Below are 14,858 nucleotides of genomic sequence, written 5' to 3'. Positions count from 1 at the left end.
GTCAGCGCCCCGTTCCCGCGTAGACGACCGCTTCGCCGTCGACGCCGTCGAGCTCGAACGCGGTGTGGACGGCGCGCACGGCGTCGTCCAGCGAGTCCTCGCGGGTGACCACCGAGATGCGGATCTCCGAGGTGGAGATCATCTCGATGTTGATGCCGGCGTCACGCAGCGCGCCGAACAGCCGCGCCGAGACACCGGGATGCGACTTCATGCCGGCGCCCACGAGCGAGAGCTTGCCGATCTGGTCGTCGAACTGCAGGGAGTCGAAGCCCACCTCGCCCTGCACCGCGGTGAGGGCCGCCATGGTGGCCGGGCCGTCGCCGTCGGGCAGCGTGAACGAGATGTCGGTGAGGCCCGTCGCGGCAGCGGACACGTTCTGCACGATCATGTCGATGTTCGCGCCCGCTCCGGCCACCACCTCGAAGATGCGGGCGGCCATGCCCGGCACGTCCGGCACGCCGATGACGGTGATCTTGGACTCGGAACGGTCGTGCGCCACGCCGGAGATGATCGGGGCTTCCATGGGGTTCTCCTTCGACTTCTTCTCTGCCGCGACCACGCGCGTGCCGTCGTGGGCGCTGAACGAGCTGCGGACGTGCACCGGCACGTTGTACCGGCGCGCGTACTCGACGCTGCGCAGCGCGAGCACCTTCGCGCCGCAGGCCGCGAGCTCCAGCATCTCCTCGTAGGAGACCTGGTCGATCTTGCGCGCGGCGGGCACGATGCGCGGGTCGGCGGTGAATATGCCGTCGACGTCGGTGTAGATCTCGCAGACGTCGGCGTTCAGACCGGCCGCGAGCGCCACCGCGGTCGTGTCGGAGCCGCCGCGGCCGAGGGTGGTGACGTCGTTCGTGGACTCGGTGACGCCCTGGAAGCCGGCCACGATGGCGACCTGCCCCCGGTCCAGCGTCTCGCGGATGCGGTGGGGCACGACGTCGACGATCCGTGCCCGGCCGTGCACCGCGTCGGTGATGACGCCGGCCTGCTGGCCCGTGTAGGACTTGGCCTTCACGCCCAGGTTGTTGATCGCCATCGCCAGGAGCGACATCGAGATGCGCTCGCCGGCGGTGAGGAGGATGTCGAGCTCCCGTTTGGGCGGGAGCGGGGTGATCTGCTGTGCGAGGTCGAGGAGCTCGTCGGTGGTGTCGCCCATGGCGCTCACCACGACCACCACGTCGTTGCCCGCTCGCTTCGCCTCGGCGATCCGCTTCGCGACGCGCTTCACGCTGCGCGCGTCGCCGACCGAGGATCCACCGTACTTCTGCACGACAAGAGCCATGCGCCTGCCTTCCGTTGCCGGCCTCCGTCTCTTTCAACGGCCCGCCGGGTGGCTGGGTTTGCGCATTGATGGTACGACGGCGGGCATCCCGGGCGGCTGTGATGTTCACCGTGCGGGACGGCCGGCCCTATCCGGCGAAGACGTCCCAGGCCAGGCGGGCGATCAGGGCGCCAACCACGACGACGAACACCACGCGGACGAACTTCGAACCCTTGGCCACCGCCATCCGGGCACCGATGTACGCCCCGATCAGGTTGGCCACGCCCAGCCCGAGGCCGAGGCTCCAGATGACGGCCCCGCTCGGCACGAAGAAGATCAGGGCGCCCGCGTTGGTCGCGAAGTTGACGATCTTCGCGATGGCCGACGCCGGGAGGAACGAGTACCCGAGGGCGCTCACGAGGCTGATGACCAGGAACGTGCCCGTCCCGGGGCCGAGCAGCCCGTCGTACGCGCCGATCAGCAGGCCGATCGCGGCGGCGATCCGCTTGTGCCCGTTGCCGACCCACCGCAGGTTGTCGTGCTGGCCGACGTTCGGCTTGAGCAGGGTCCACGTCAGCACCCCGACGAGCACGACGAGGATCATCGGCTTGAAGAGCTGCTCCGGGATGTACGAGGCGCCGATCGCGCCGGCGAACGCTCCGGCCAGGGCTGCGAGCGCCATCGGGCCGGCAGTACGAAGGTCCGGCTGGACCCGCCGGTAGTAGGTGATGGCGCTGGTGGACGTACCCATGATGCTGCCGAGCTTGTTGGTCGCCAGGGCCTGCACGGGGCTGATCCCCGGGACGAGCAGCAGCGCGGGCAGCTGGATCAGCCCGCCGCCGCCCACTACGGCGTCGACCCACCCGGCGGCGAGGCCGGCGAGCAGGAGGAGGACGATGGTGAGGAGATCGAGTTCGGGCACGGATGCATTGTGCGCGACCGGCGTGGGGCCGGTGGAACGCCGTCCGGATGTCGGTGCCGACCCGTAGGGTGACCTCTTGTGTACGAAGGCGCGGTCCAAGACCTGATCGACGAGCTCGGCCGGCTTCCCGGCGTCGGGCCCAAGAGCGCGCAACGCATCGCGTTCCATGTGCTCTCGACCGACAACGACGAGGTGAAGCGGCTGGTCGACGCGCTCACCGAGGTGAAGCTGCGCGTCCGGTTCTGCGAGCTCTGCGGCAACGTCGCGGAGTCGGAGCGCTGCCGCATCTGCCTCGACCCGCGGCGCAGCGACGACGTGATCTGCGTCGTCGAGGAGCCAAAGGACGTGGTCGCCATCGAGCGCACCCGCGAGTTCCGCGGCCGCTACCACGTGCTCGGCGGCGCCATCAACCCGATCGAGAACGTCGGCCCGGACGACCTGCGCATCAGCGAGCTCCTGTCCCGGCTCGCGGACGGGAGGGTGCAGGAGGTCATCCTCGCGACCGACCCGAACGTCGAAGGAGAGGCCACGGCGACCTATCTTTCCCGACTGATGGGTCACATGGAAATTACTGTCTCGCGGCTGGCCTCGGGTCTCCCCGTGGGTGGAGACTTGGAGTACGCGGACGAGGTGACGCTCGGTCGCGCGTTCGAAGGTCGTCGCGTCATCGCCAAAAACTAGAGCATCGGCAACGACAAGTAGGTGGGATCACGATGAGTGAGATAACCCCTGGGTCAGACCTCAGCGAGGTCGCAGACCAGGTGTCCGCACAGGCACGGACGTTCCTCTCGACGGTGACCCAGGTGGCGTCCGGAGGGATGCCGGGGGCGGAGCTCTCGCTGCTCGTGCTCGCGTCGTCCGACCTGCTGGCCGCGGGAGCGCGGCTCGCCGCGATCGTGGACGTGGTGCCCAAGGAACGGTACGAGCCCGACGCCGGACCCGACACCGACCTCGACCCGCTGCGCGAGGCCCTGTCCAAGATGTTCGACGGGTTCGACGACTACACCGAGGTCGTGGACCCGGTACTCAGCGAGGACACCGGTTCGGCGTCGCTGTCCGGCGACCTGGCGTGTGTCGCCGAGGCCCTGGCCAAGGGCCTGCAGCACTTCGACAGCGGCCACGAGCTCGAGGCCCTGTGGTGGTGGCAGTTCTCCTACTTCTCGCTGTGGGGCGAGCGCGCGGCGTCCGCCCTGCGCGTGCTGCAGGGGCTGCTGGCGCACGTGCGCCTCGATGTGGAGGACGACGTAGCCGCCGAGGCGGAGTACGACGCCCTCCACTCCTGACCAGGAGGTCAGGCGACGCGGGTGCCCTGCGGCAGCTCGGTCGTCGGGATCCGCAGGCGGTTGACCGCCACGAGGATGCCCGCCGCACCGAGCAGCAGGTCGAACCCGAGGCCCCACGGCCACACGAGCTGGTCGGTGACCTCGACCGGCTCCACCGGGGAGTCCGGCTGGGCTCCCCGGCCGCTCTCGTCGGACACGAACTCGCTGCACCAGTCCTGCGGGCCGGTGTCACCGGTCCGCGCGTACCGGACGCCGTACTGCAGCATCGCGAGCATGTTGCCCTCGTTCGCCAGCACATCGACGTCGCCCTGCAGGGGCTGCGCATCGGCGACCACCACGAACGGGTTCGGGGCCAGCAGCCACCAGGTGCGCTCGCTGTGCCACACGGACATCTCGTGCGTCTGCCACTCGCACTCGGGTGCGGTGGTCTCCTCCCAGTTGTAGCCGGCCTCGACGTCCCAGACCTCGACCTCCTCGGTCGTGCTGGTGACGGGTACCAGCAGGCCGAACAGGATCGGCAGCGCCACGGTGATCGCGCCGATGGTCAGGTACGTCAGCACGGCCGATCCCGACGTCTTGCTCACCATGGCCGAGAAGCCCAGCCCGATGGCGCAGACGACGCCCAGCACGAGGGCCAGCATGAGCACCGTGGTCAGCAGCGCGAACCAGTGCACGCCGCCCCCGATCAGCGCCCAGGCGAGGAACGGGATGCTCGCGACGAGGAACGCGAGCGCCGCGATCCAGGCGGCGGCGAGCTTGCCGAGCACTATCTCGGCGGGTGACAGCAGGGTGACCTGCAGCGTCGCGAGGGTGCCCGCGTTCCGGTCGCCGTTGATCGCGCCCGACGACAGGGTCGGCGCCACCAGCAGGCCCAGGAACAGCACGAACCCGACGACGATGCTGTAGACCGTCCCGCCGTACGAGGCGTCGCCGCCGGTCAGGCCCGTGTCGCTCGAGAGCATCTGGAACGCGCCGGTGGTCAGGAGCGTGATCAGGCCGACCACCACGAACCAGACGATCAGTGCGGTCTTCCACCGTGTCGAGCGCACGCGCTGCCGCAGCTCCAGCACCGTCACGGTCCGCAGGCCGTGCCACGACAGGGACCAGGTGCCGCGCCCGCGGGGTGTTCCGCCGCCGGTCGGCGCGGATCCGACGACCTCTACGTCAACGCTCATCGTCGCTCCTCCTCGAGGGCCAGGTAGGCCTGTTCCAGCACGCCGCCGGCCGGGGCGAGGCTCGACACCGCGACGCCGCCCTCGACCGCGGACCGCAGCAGCTCGGCGGCTGCTGCGTCCCCGGTCAGGTCGACGAGGACACCGGGCCCGTCCGTCTCCTTGCGATAGGCGGGACCGTTCTCGTCCAGCCAGGCCGCGAGCGCTACGGGGTCCAGGCCGGTCAGGCGCCAGGCCCGCGGCCGGTCGCCGTCGGCGACGGACCGGGTGTCGACGGTGCGGCCGCGCGAGATGAACACCGCGTCGTCGGCCATCTCGTCAAGCTCGGTGAGCACGTGCGAGGAGACCAGGATCGTCTTGCCCTCGGCCGCGAGCTGCCGGAGCAGCACACGCAGGTCCACCCGGGAACGCGGGTCCAGACCCGAGGCGGGCTCGTCGAGGAGCAGGACGTCGGGGTCGTGCACCAGCGCGCGGGCCAGGCCGAGCCGCTGCTTCTGGCCGCGGGACAGGACGTGCGCGGGCTGGTCGGCCAGCTCGGAGAGGTGCACCAGCGCGAGCAGCTCGCTCGCGCGGTCCCGGCCGGCGGCTGCGTCGAGCCGGTACGCCGCCGCGACGGTCGTCAGCACCTCGCGCGCCGTGAGGGAGTCCCAGGTGCCGAACACGTCAGGCATCCAGCCGGTCCGCGAGCGCGCCACGTAGTTCTCGGCGACCGGGTCGGCACCGGCGATGCGGATGCTCCCCGCATCGGGCGCCAGGAGACCGGCGAGCATGAGCAGAAGGGTCGTCTTGCCCGACCCATTGGGTCCGATGAGCGCGGTGACCCGGCCCGGTGCGGCGACCAGGTCGACGTCGGCCACCGCGTGCACCGGACCGAACGAACGCCGCACGCCCTGCGCGCGGATACCACCGTCTGGTGTCATGTCGGGACAGTAGCGCGACTGGGGTCCCGGAGCCGTCAGTCCTGGGGATGACCCTGCTGTCAGGTTCGACGCGCCTTGCCGTGCACGTCCAGCAGGCCGAGCCTGCCGAAGGACACGTTCCGGTCGACGGTAACCGCCACGTCCTCGCCGGAGAACCGCAGCTCCAGGCGCCACTCGAACGGCGACCCGGGGAAGACCACGCAGCCACGCAGCGTCGACCCGTCGGTCCAGGCCGCGCTGGTCGCGATGTCGGCCGGTGCGCTCAGGAGCAAGCAGGTGCCCGGGCTCCACTCCCCGTGCCCGAACGCCACCACGTGGTCCACCCCACTGATCATGAGCGTCAGCTCGGTCCGGCCGTGCGCGTCGCGGCCCAGCGTGAAGGCGCTGACGGCGCGCGGGTTCGGCTCCAGGTCGTAGGTCGTGCCCCGCAGCGACTCCTCGACCGGGGACGAGGCCGCGCCGTCCTGCGGGCGCAGAGCGAGCTCGAACGGGGCGGAGACGTCGGCCCCGTCGAGCGCTCGGGGGTCGGTGGCCGGCTGGCCGGCCCAGACGTCGTCGGGCAGCAGCGTGTCCCACACCACGTCGAGCACCGACTGCAGGTCCGCTAGACCCGACGTCATGGTGATCACCACGTCCTTCTCGGGCCAGACCACTATGTACTGTCCGAACGCGCCGTCGGCCCGGTAGGCGCCGTGGCGGCACTGCCAGAACTGGTAGCCGTAGCCCTGCTTCCACTCGGGCCAGTCGTGCGGGCCGTTCGGCACCTGCCCGGCCGTCGCCGCCGCTACCCAGTCGGCGGGGACGAGCTGCGTGCCCTCCCAGACGCCGCCCTGCAGGTAGAGCTGCCCGAACGCCGCCATCTCCTCGGTGGTGATCGACAACCCGAACCCGCCGGTGTCTATGCCGTCCGGGTCCTGCTCCCACTCGGCGTGCGTGATGCCGAGCGGCGCCAGCAGGCGCGGCGTCAGGTAGTCGAGCAGCCGCTGACCGGTGAGCCGGTGCAGGATCGCCGACAGCAGGTAGGTGGCGCCCGTGTTGTACACGAAGCGCGTGCCCGGCTCGTGCTCCACGGGCTGCGCCAGGATCGCGCGGGCCCAGCCGGATCCGGGCAGGGAGATGGTCTGGTTGATGCCGTCCATCGTCGAGGCGCTGTGACCCGTGGTCATGGTCAGGAGGTCGCGTACGCGCATCGCGCGGAGATGCGCGCTCGGGTCGGCGGGGGCGTCGTCCGGCAGGAGGTCGATCACCTTGTCGTCCAGGGTGAGGAGGCCCTCGTGGACCGCCAGCCCGACCGCCGTCGACGTGAAGCTCTTGCTCACCGAGAACATGGTGTGCGGACGGTCGGCGGTGTGGGGATGCCACCAGCCCTCCGCGATGACACGTCCGTGCCGCAGCATCATCACGCTGTGTACGTTCTCGAGCCGGTCCAGGCGGTCGACGAGGCGCCGCACCGCTGCGGGATCGACCCCCTCGGCCACTGGGGTGGAGCGGGGCAGGATCCGAGACATGCTGGGCACGTCCTTTCGCTCGGCGACGCGACATTGTTTCGTACCCGGCACGACGCCGGAAGCGGAGCCCGCCATGCGGTCAGGACACGCCGACCAGGCGCCGGAACGCGTCCTCGGCGAGGTCCAGACCCTGGCGCGGGCGTCGGCAGGTCCATCGGGGGCATCCCCGCATCGTCCCGGACACGCATCCAGCGCAGCGTGACGGCTGGGCGCAGGGCGTAGCAGAACTTCTTCGCCACGCGTACAGGAAGCGGCAGTCATAGTCCGAGTCCGGGGACGGGAATCCCCACGCGCGGCTTCCGCTCTCGATGGCCCGCACGATGCTGACGCCGTGCTCCTCCTCGACGCGGCCGAGGCGCGCGTCGACGGCCCGGACGACGTCCGGGTCCAGCGAGTCGGGAATGTTGCGCACCCCCGGAAGGTAGCCGCAGGAGGTCCCTGGCGTCGCGGTCTTATCAGCCGCGGACATGCCAGACTCCCTGGCATGCCCCGCGACCTGCGCGCGCTGCCCAAGGCGAACCTGCACCTGCACCTGACGGGGTCGATGCAACCGTCGACGGCTGCCGAGCTGGCGGCCGGCTACGGCCTCCCGCCGCTCCCCGCGGTGCCGATCGAACCCGGCGTCGTGCGGGGCTGGGACGCGTTCCAGGCCCGGTACGACACGGCTCGTGCGGCGGTCCGCTCAGCCGAGGACATCGCGCGTGTCGTTCGCGAGGCGGTGGAGCACGATGCCGCCGACGGCGTCGGGTGGACCGAGCTGCAGGTGGACCCGACGTCGTACGCGGGACGGCTCGGGTCGCTGGAAGCCGTGGTGGAAGCCCTGCTCGACGGCGCACGAGGCCTGCCAATCGGCGTGATCCTTGCGGCGAGCTGGGGCGCGGACCCGGAGCACGCGGAGCGGATCGCCGGGCTCGCGGTGAGGTACGCGGCGGACGGCGTGCTGGGCTTCGGGCTCTCGAACGACGAGCGGCGCGGACGTGTCGGCGACTTCGTCCCGACGTTCCGGCTGGTGGCCGATGCGGGACTGGCCCGCGTGCCGCACGCCGGGTTCTACGAGGGCGCTTGGCACGTGCGGGAGTGCGTCGAGCTGCTGGGCGCCACACGGATCGGGCACGGGCTGACCGCGTCCGACGACCCGTCGGTGGTTGCGCTCCTCGCGGAGCGCCAGGTCACGCTCGAGGTCTGCCCGACGTCGTACCCGCCGTTCGGCGTCACGTCCGCGCTGGGCGCTGTTCCGGCGCTGCTGGCCGGGGGCGTCCCCGTCGCCCTCGCGAGCGACGACCCGTTGCTGTTCGGGGTCGGGGTACGGGGCCAGTACGAGATCGTGCGGGAGGTCTGCTCCGACTCAGAGCTCGCGACGATCGCTGCGGCCTCGATCCGGGCCTCGCACGCGCCGGCCGGTCTGCAGCGGCAGCTGCTCGCCGGAGTCCAGGACTGGCTGAACGGCTAGCTTTCTCAGAGCAGCAGCTCGCCCACCACCTCGTCGAACAGCATGTTCCCCGTCTTGCGGAAGCCGCAGCGCAGGTAGAACTCCTCGGGCCCATCGGGTCCGGGTACCCACAAGACGGTGATGCGGTCGAGTCCGCGACGCCGGGCCTCCTCGGCCACCTGCTCCACGGCGAACCGGCCCACCCCGCGCTTCCGCGCCTCGCGTGCCACGTTGAGTCGCCAGATCCCGGCCCGGAACTCCGGGATCTCCTCGTCCGGGTTCCAGTTCGCCATCACGAAGCCGACCACCTCGTCGCCGTCGAGGACCACCCTTGGCCATGCGGTGGGATTGACGTACGCCTCGGCGACCGACCAGGCGACCGGTGCCACCGGCTCCTTGTCGGGTGGCTGAGGTGGCAGCTGGATGGCCGCGAAGAGATTGTCCGTCGTGAGCTCGGCGATCTGGAGGTTGGCCATGGACTGACTGTGCCACGAGCCACCGACACGCGACGGGCGAGCGAGCGCGGCGGGTCAGCCCGCCACGACCGCGCCTGACGGGTTACCGATCAGCCGTCGGAAGCCATCTTCCGCAAGGGCCCACGCTCGTTCACGGGCTTCGCCCGTACCTGGTGGCCTTGAGTCCGGCAGCAGCGCCTCCGTCGTCCGCAGTTCCGTCTCGACGAAGTCCAGGAGGGCGTCCTGCACCAGGATCGAACCCATCTCCCGGGTGCGCGACTTACGACCGATCAGCTCGTCGACGAGCGCTCCGAGTCCCTCGGGAAGCTCGGCTTCCGCCGCGAGCGTCGGCAGATCCATCGGTGGCGGTGCAGTGGTCTCCCGCAACCGCATCCAGCGCAGCGTGACGGCCGGACGCAACGCGTAGAAGAACTTCTTCGCCACACCGCTCGAGGCCAGCAGAGCCAGGTTGTTCCTGGCCACGTGCACGTAGTGCTTCCTCAGCGCGTTCTGGTCCACGACGTCTTCGGCCAGAGCCAGCAGATCGTCGCGAAAAGCCGCGTCACCGCGATAGACGATCGGCGAGCGCAGCCACTCCCCCACCGTCGCGTTTCCGTTGACCATCAGTCCGAGGGCCTTGCGGACGTCCCAGCCGTTGACGTCGAAGACCTTGTCGAGGGGTGTCTCGATCACGTCACGCCGCGCGCGCAGGCTCAGGTAGTCGGCGGCGCGGCGCACGTAGAGAAAGCGGCAGTCGTAATCCGAGTCCGGCGACGGGAATCCCCAGGCGCGGCTACCACTCTCGATCGCCCACAGCACTCTGACGTCGTGCTCTTCCTCGACACGGTCGAGACGCGCGTCGACGGCACGGACGACGTCCGGATCCATCGAGCCAAGGATGTTGCGCATGCACGGAACGTAGCGGCGGAGCGACGGCGGAGTCGCGATCTTTTCGATCCGTCCGATGCAGGCCGCCCATCCGTCCAGCGGCTCAGCCTCGAAGCCGGTCCCTGGCCTCCATGAGAGCGAATCCGAGCAGGTTGAGACCACGCCACGCGGCCGGATTCTCCGCATCCTCGTTCTTGGCGCCCATCCCGATACCCCATATACGGTCTCGCGGGCTCGCCTCCACGAGGACACGCGAGCCGGTGCGCAGCAGGTACTCACGCATCTCTGGGTGCGCTGCGAACTTGTGCGCGTTGCCCCGCACGACGATCTCGAATCGCTCGCGCTCCCACACGACGTCGTCGAAGTCGCGGACCGTGCGCCCCGCAGCCTTGGCCAACGCGGGGTTGGCGGCGTCGATCGCCGCAGCCTCCGCGTCCGCGTCGCCGAACAAGCGCGCCTTCTCCGCCATCATCCAGTGCTCGGCGGTGCGATAGCAGTCGCCGTCCACCACGAACGGCGCCTCGAACCACTGGCTCAGGCTGCCCCTGCCGGGACTCCCGTCGGGCTCGGGCGCGTGACCCCAGAAATGTAGGTACTTGACGGCGGTTCCGGCCTCGACCAGAGCCCGTAACTCCCCGACGGAACGGGCGGACGCGGGCGGGTAGGTGACGTCGTCGGGCATAACGGAAGTGTGCCAGGTGCCTCTGACATGCCAGCCCGGTCGAGCGGTCAGTCCGCGACGACCTCGACCTCGTAGCCGTCGCCGTTCTCCAGGTAGGCGGCGTAGTGGTCCGGTCCGCCGGCGTGCGGATGCCGGTCGGGGAACAGGAGAACCCAGCCGTGTTCCGACGCCGCCTCGACCAGCCGATTCACGTCGTCGCGCGTGCCGCCGTGGAACGCGAGGTGGTTGAGGCCCGGAGCGAGCCGGTCATGCGCATCGGCGGCGAGGGCCGGGCTCTGCTCGACGACGACGTAGGTGCCGTCGAGGATCCAGCTCACCCCCGCACTCCAGCGCTGGTGCTCGCTGTAACCCAGCGTCGTGAGGAGCCAGCCCCAGGACCGCTCCGCACGATCGAGGGACGGGACCCACAGCTCGACGTGGTGCAGGCGGCCACGACTCACGGTGCGGCCGCCGCGATGACCCGGGTGAGGCTGCGGTGCAGCGCCTGGAGCTCCTCGGCGGACATACCCAGCCGCGCCATGATGGCCGGCGGCACGAGCAGTGCCTGCTCGCGCAGCTCGCGGCCCTCCTCCGTGAGCTCGACGGCGAGCGCCCGCTCGTCACGGGGATCCCGGCGGCGCGTCACGTAACCGATCGCCTCGAGCCGCTTGAGCAGGGGTGACAGCGTGCCGGGGTCGAGCTGCAGCAGCCCGCTGAGCTGCTTGACGGACAGCGGCGACCCCTCCCACAGGGCGAGCATGACCAGGTACTGCGGGTGCGTGATGCCCATCGGTTCGAGCAAGGGCCGGTACAGCGCGATGACGCTGCGCGAGGCGACGGCGAGCGCGAAGCAGACCTGGCGGTCGAGAGCCAGGAGGTCGTCGGCGGCTGCGGCGTCGGGCCGTGATGTGGCGGTCATGTCACTCCTCTCGGATATTGACCAGGCTAACAGTTTGCGTGCAAACTATTGGTACACCAAGCAAATGGAGGATCGAGATGCGCAACAGCGACGGCCTGACCCTCGGGTACCGCTTCAAGTGGCGGCTCAACTGGCTGCTCCTGACCGTGGCCGGACCTGCCCAGCAGGCGGACGACACGGACCCCCGACGCCGCATGGAGCGTGAACGTGCCGCGCTCGTGGCGCAGCTCCGGGCCGAGCGGGTCCAGGGCTGAGCTCAGTGCCCTGCGGCGATCAGCAGATCCCGGGAGAGCGGCGCAAGGGGGTAGCTCGCGACCGGGTCGGCAGGATCGATCCACACCAGCTCCTCGAGCTCTGCCCGGACAGCGATCTCGGTGCCTGGCCGCAGACGTACCCGATAGGCGTGCGCGTCGACGATGTGGTCAGGTTCGTTCGCGGCCGGCGCCCCGAACCTGCCGAGGCTCTCGATGTCCGCCGGCTCTAGCCGCAGGCCGACCTCCTCCTCGAACTCCCGGACCAGCGCGGCCAGGGGCTCTTCACCCGGTTCGATCTTGCCGCCCACCTGCATGAACGTCTGCGTGCCTCGCTTGCGGACGAGCAGGTGCCGCCCATCGGACCGCTCGACGACGGCCGCGACGATGCGCAGCGTCGTGATCGGACCGACGGCCACGTCCCCGCTCATGACTGCTCGACTATCTCTTCGATCACCGTTCCGCCCAGGACCTGCACCACCAGTGGCACGCCGACCATGCCGGCCGACGCGATGTCCGGGTCGTCGGCGGACGGCTCGTCGTAGAAGTCGGGCTCACTGGCCGGGGCAGCCGCCGTTCGGGGCGCGCTCGTGCCCGCGTCCGCGGTGGTCCCACGCGGCTCGGGGGCGGCACCGCTCGCGGCTCGCGCCCGGCGCTCGTTCGCCTGCCGCAGGGCCTCGCGCGCACTGCCCGCCCCGGACATGGTGGCTTGCGCCGGTGCTGGAGCCTGTGCCGGAGCCTGATCCTCGTAGACCGGCTCGGGCTCCGGCATGTCGTAGTCCACAGGAGGTTCGGTCGCACTGGCCCCCGAGAGCCAGGCCTCGTCGGCCGCGCTCGCCGCCGCCGGCGGGCGGGCGGCAGGCCTGGAAGGCTCCGGGCGACCAGCCTCGGGGGCGGTTGGCTGGGGCCGAGAAGGCTCGGGCCGCTCGGCAACCGCGACGCTCCCCTGGGCCGACGCCGGGGCCATCGCCGTCGCCCCACCGGAGGAACCTGCGCCCACCGCACTCATCGTGGTGACGCCCACGACGGCCACCGCGTCGGCCGAGGCTGGCGTAGCGGACACCGTGGCCGAGGCCCCGCCGGGCGGCGTTACGTCGGGCCAGTCGGGCGCCGGAACGGTATCGGGCGCCGGCGCCTCGCTGCTGGGCTCGTCCGGCACAGGACCGACGCCGCCCCCTGACGGCCCGTCAGCCGGCGACGCCCCGGCCGACGAGCCGCCGCCGGAGGTTCCGCCACCGGACGCTGCACCGCCGCCGGCCGGCCCCTCGTCGAGAGTCGCCTCGACCCGGACCCGGATGCCGAGTGTCTGGTAGACCGCCTCTTCCACCGCGCTGGTGTGCCGCGCGTTCGAGAACGTGCGGGCCAGGCCGGGGGCCGCGAAGCCCAGCTTCAGCGTGTTGCCCTCCAGGGAGGCGACCTGAGCGTTGGGGCCGACGAGCGACCACGTCACACGCGCAGCGGCGAGCGAGCCGAGCACCTCTGGCCAGCGCCGCCGGACCGTCTCCGTCGTGACAGCCGACTCCGCTCCGGACGCGGCCGATGCCGAGGGAGAGGCGGGCTGTGCCGGTGCCTCCTGGACTGGTGCCGCTGCCGCCGTCACGACAACCGACTCAGGTTCTGCGGGCGCCGCCGGCGCGGGTGCGTCCTCGGCCGCCGGCTCGGGCTCGGGCTCGGGTGCGGCTGCAGGAGCGACCGGCGCAGCCTCGGGCGCGGGGCGAGCGGGCTCCGTCGTGGCGGACTGGCCGGGTTCACCCCGCTTCTTGCGCGCGTCGAGCACCGCACGCGCGGCAGCGGCCCCGGCAAGACCGCCCGCCGTCGGCTCCTGCGGAGGCGGGCCGCCCTGTGCCGTACCGCCCGATGCCGCGCCGTGGCCCGGCCCGGGTGCGGCCGGGGCTCCGGTAGCGACGATCCCGCCACGCTCGAGCCGGTCGATACGCGCGGCGAAGCCCGCGGCACCGTCGTCGGCTCCGGGCAGGAGCAAGCGAGCGCACAGCAGCTCCAGGTGCAGGCGCGGTGACGTGGCGCCGGTCATCTCGGTGAGGGCCGCGTTCACGAGGTCGGCTGCCCGGGAGAGCTCGGCAACCCCGAGGCGTCCGGCCTGGGTTCGCATGCGGTCGAGCTGGTCGGTCGGGATACCCCGGAGAACGGCACTTGCGGCGTCACCCGAGACACCGATGACTATGAGGTCGCGCAGACGCTCCAGCACGTCCTCGACGAACCGGCGCGGTTCGTGCCCCGTCACGATGACCTGGTCGACCACCCGGAAGATCGAACCGCCGTCGCGTGCCGCGAGCGCGTCGACGACGTCGTCGAGCAGGGTCGCGTGCGTGAAGCCGAGCAGGCCGACCGCGAGGTCGTAGTCGACGACCGCGTCCGGGGCGCCGGCGATGAGCTGGTCCATCACGGACAGGGAGTCGCGTACCGAACCGCCGCCCGCACGTGTGACCAGCGGGAGCACTCCGCTGGTGACCTCTACCTGCTCGGCGGCGCAGAGCTGTTCGAGGTACGGGGACAGCACGTCCGGCGGCACGAGCCGGAACGGGTAGTGGTGCGTGCGCGACCGGATGGTGCCGATCACCTTGTCCGGCTCCGTGGTCGCGAAGATGAACTTGATGTGCGGCGGCGGCTCCTCGACGATCTTCAGCAGCGCGTTGAAGCCCTGCGGCGTCACCATGTGCGCCTCGTCGAGGATGAAGATCTTGTACCGGTCACGCGCCGGCGCGAACGTGGCGCGTTCGCGCAGGTCGCGTGCGTCGTCCACACCGTTGTGCGACGCCGCGTCGATCTCCACCACGTCGAGCGAGCCGGAGCCGCCGCGCGCCAGCTCCAGGCACGAGTGGCACTCGCCGCACGGGGTGTCGATCGGCGACTCGGGTGTGTTCTTCGCGCAGTTGAGCGTGCGGGCGAGGATGCGTGCCGACGTCGTCTTTCCACAGCCTCGTGGACCGCTGAAGAGGTAGGCGTGGTTCACCCGCCCGCTGCGCAGGGCCTGCATGAGGGGGCCCGTGACGTGGTCCTGGCCGATCACCTCGGCGAACGTCTCGGGCCTGTAGCGGCGGTATAGGGCGGTGCTCACCCCCGCAACGATAGACGGCCTCACTGACGTTGATGATGTACTCGCCTCGTTCAGCGGGTCTGACCCTGACACTGACTGACGTCTCCGGGCTGTCTTTGGAGTGATCTGTCGGCCTG

At 70.9% G+C, this 14,858-nt stretch carries 17 protein-coding genes; 4 read left to right on the top strand and 13 right to left on the bottom strand.

Features of this window, described 5'->3' with window-relative positions:
- Position 1 precedes the first annotated feature (1 nt).
- Positions 2-1,279, bottom strand: coding sequence for an aspartate kinase (locus AB0F70_RS17140; protein WP_357450494.1), 1,278 nt, complete (start codon positions 1,277-1,279; stop codon positions 2-4).
- Positions 1,280-1,406: 127 nt separating this feature from the next.
- Positions 1,407-2,180, bottom strand: a complete 774-nt coding sequence (locus AB0F70_RS17135) for a TSUP family transporter (protein ID WP_357450491.1) — start codon at positions 2,178-2,180, stop codon at positions 1,407-1,409.
- Between the two features lie 78 nt (positions 2,181-2,258).
- On the opposite strand from AB0F70_RS17135, the gene recR reads away from it, so the two are divergent.
- A complete protein-coding gene (gene recR / locus AB0F70_RS17130) occupies positions 2,259-2,861 on the top strand; it encodes a recombination mediator RecR (protein WP_357450488.1) in 603 nt (200 codons plus the stop codon).
- 32 nt (positions 2,862-2,893) lie between these two features.
- A complete protein-coding gene (locus AB0F70_RS17125) occupies positions 2,894-3,463 on the top strand; it encodes a DUF5063 domain-containing protein (protein WP_116677111.1) in 570 nt (189 codons plus the stop codon).
- An 8-nt stretch (positions 3,464-3,471) separates the two neighbouring features.
- Here AB0F70_RS17125 and AB0F70_RS17120 read toward each other — a convergent pair whose 3' ends face one another.
- From AB0F70_RS17120 to AB0F70_RS17105, 4 genes are all read right to left on the bottom strand, one after another.
- On the bottom strand, positions 3,472-4,638 hold the full coding sequence (locus tag AB0F70_RS17120; protein WP_357450484.1) for an ABC transporter permease subunit: 1,167 nt from the start codon (positions 4,636-4,638) through the stop codon (positions 3,472-3,474).
- On the bottom strand, positions 4,635-5,555 hold the full coding sequence (locus AB0F70_RS17115) for an ABC transporter ATP-binding protein (protein ID WP_357450481.1): 921 nt from the start codon (positions 5,553-5,555) through the stop codon (positions 4,635-4,637). Before AB0F70_RS17115 ends, AB0F70_RS17120 begins: the two co-directional genes overlap by 4 nt.
- 59 nt (positions 5,556-5,614) lie before the next feature.
- Positions 5,615-7,063 carry a serine hydrolase domain-containing protein gene (locus AB0F70_RS17110; RefSeq protein ID WP_357450478.1) on the bottom strand — a complete coding sequence of 483 codons (1,449 nt, stop codon included), beginning with the start codon at positions 7,061-7,063 and terminating at the stop codon, positions 5,615-5,617.
- Between the two features lie 79 nt (positions 7,064-7,142).
- A complete protein-coding gene (locus tag AB0F70_RS17105) occupies positions 7,143-7,532 on the bottom strand; it encodes a nucleotidyltransferase domain-containing protein (RefSeq protein ID WP_357450475.1) in 390 nt (129 codons plus the stop codon).
- A 15-nt stretch (positions 7,533-7,547) separates the two neighbouring features.
- On the opposite strand from AB0F70_RS17105, the gene add reads away from it, so the two are divergent.
- Positions 7,548-8,513: an adenosine deaminase gene (add, locus tag AB0F70_RS17100; RefSeq protein ID WP_357450473.1), complete on the top strand. Its 966-nt coding sequence runs from the start codon at positions 7,548-7,550 to the stop codon at positions 8,511-8,513.
- A gap of 5 nt (positions 8,514-8,518) precedes the next feature.
- On the opposite strand, the gene AB0F70_RS17095 is transcribed toward add, so the two are convergent.
- The 5 genes from AB0F70_RS17095 to AB0F70_RS17075 form a co-directional block, all read right to left on the bottom strand.
- Positions 8,519-8,968, bottom strand: coding sequence for a GNAT family N-acetyltransferase (locus AB0F70_RS17095; protein ID WP_357450470.1), 450 nt, complete (start codon positions 8,966-8,968; stop codon positions 8,519-8,521).
- Between the two features lie 54 nt (positions 8,969-9,022).
- Positions 9,023-9,835 (bottom strand): nucleotidyltransferase domain-containing protein, encoded by an 813-nt coding sequence (locus AB0F70_RS17090; RefSeq protein ID WP_357450467.1) that lies wholly within the window; start codon positions 9,833-9,835, stop codon positions 9,023-9,025.
- A gap of 103 nt (positions 9,836-9,938) precedes the next feature.
- Positions 9,939-10,517 carry an NADAR family protein gene (locus AB0F70_RS17085; protein WP_357450464.1) on the bottom strand — a complete coding sequence of 193 codons (579 nt, stop codon included), beginning with the start codon at positions 10,515-10,517 and terminating at the stop codon, positions 9,939-9,941.
- 47 nt (positions 10,518-10,564) lie between these two features.
- Positions 10,565-10,957 carry a VOC family protein gene (locus AB0F70_RS17080; RefSeq protein ID WP_357450461.1) on the bottom strand — a complete coding sequence of 131 codons (393 nt, stop codon included), beginning with the start codon at positions 10,955-10,957 and terminating at the stop codon, positions 10,565-10,567.
- A complete protein-coding gene (locus AB0F70_RS17075; RefSeq protein WP_357450458.1) occupies positions 10,954-11,415 on the bottom strand; it encodes a MarR family transcriptional regulator in 462 nt (153 codons plus the stop codon). Before AB0F70_RS17075 ends, AB0F70_RS17080 begins: the two co-directional genes overlap by 4 nt.
- Before the next feature lie 77 nt (positions 11,416-11,492).
- Between AB0F70_RS17075 and AB0F70_RS17070 the strand changes: the two genes are divergently transcribed.
- Positions 11,493-11,669, top strand: a complete 177-nt coding sequence (locus AB0F70_RS17070) for a hypothetical protein (protein ID WP_357450455.1) — start codon at positions 11,493-11,495, stop codon at positions 11,667-11,669.
- A gap of 2 nt (positions 11,670-11,671) precedes the next feature.
- Here AB0F70_RS17070 and AB0F70_RS17065 read toward each other — a convergent pair whose 3' ends face one another.
- Complete coding sequence (locus AB0F70_RS17065) at positions 11,672-12,097, bottom strand: NUDIX domain-containing protein (RefSeq protein ID WP_357450452.1); 426 nt, start codon at positions 12,095-12,097, stop codon at positions 11,672-11,674.
- Positions 12,094-14,742: a DNA polymerase III subunit gamma and tau gene (locus AB0F70_RS17060; protein ID WP_357450449.1), complete on the bottom strand. Its 2,649-nt coding sequence runs from the start codon at positions 14,740-14,742 to the stop codon at positions 12,094-12,096. Before AB0F70_RS17060 ends, AB0F70_RS17065 begins: the two co-directional genes overlap by 4 nt.
- Positions 14,743-14,858 lie beyond the last annotated feature (116 nt).

It is taken from the genome of Promicromonospora sp. NPDC023805, from assembly GCF_040639635.1.
GTDB lineage: Bacteria > Actinomycetota > Actinomycetes > Actinomycetales > Cellulomonadaceae > Promicromonospora.
This window is presented reverse-complemented; position numbering and strand designations above follow the sequence as displayed.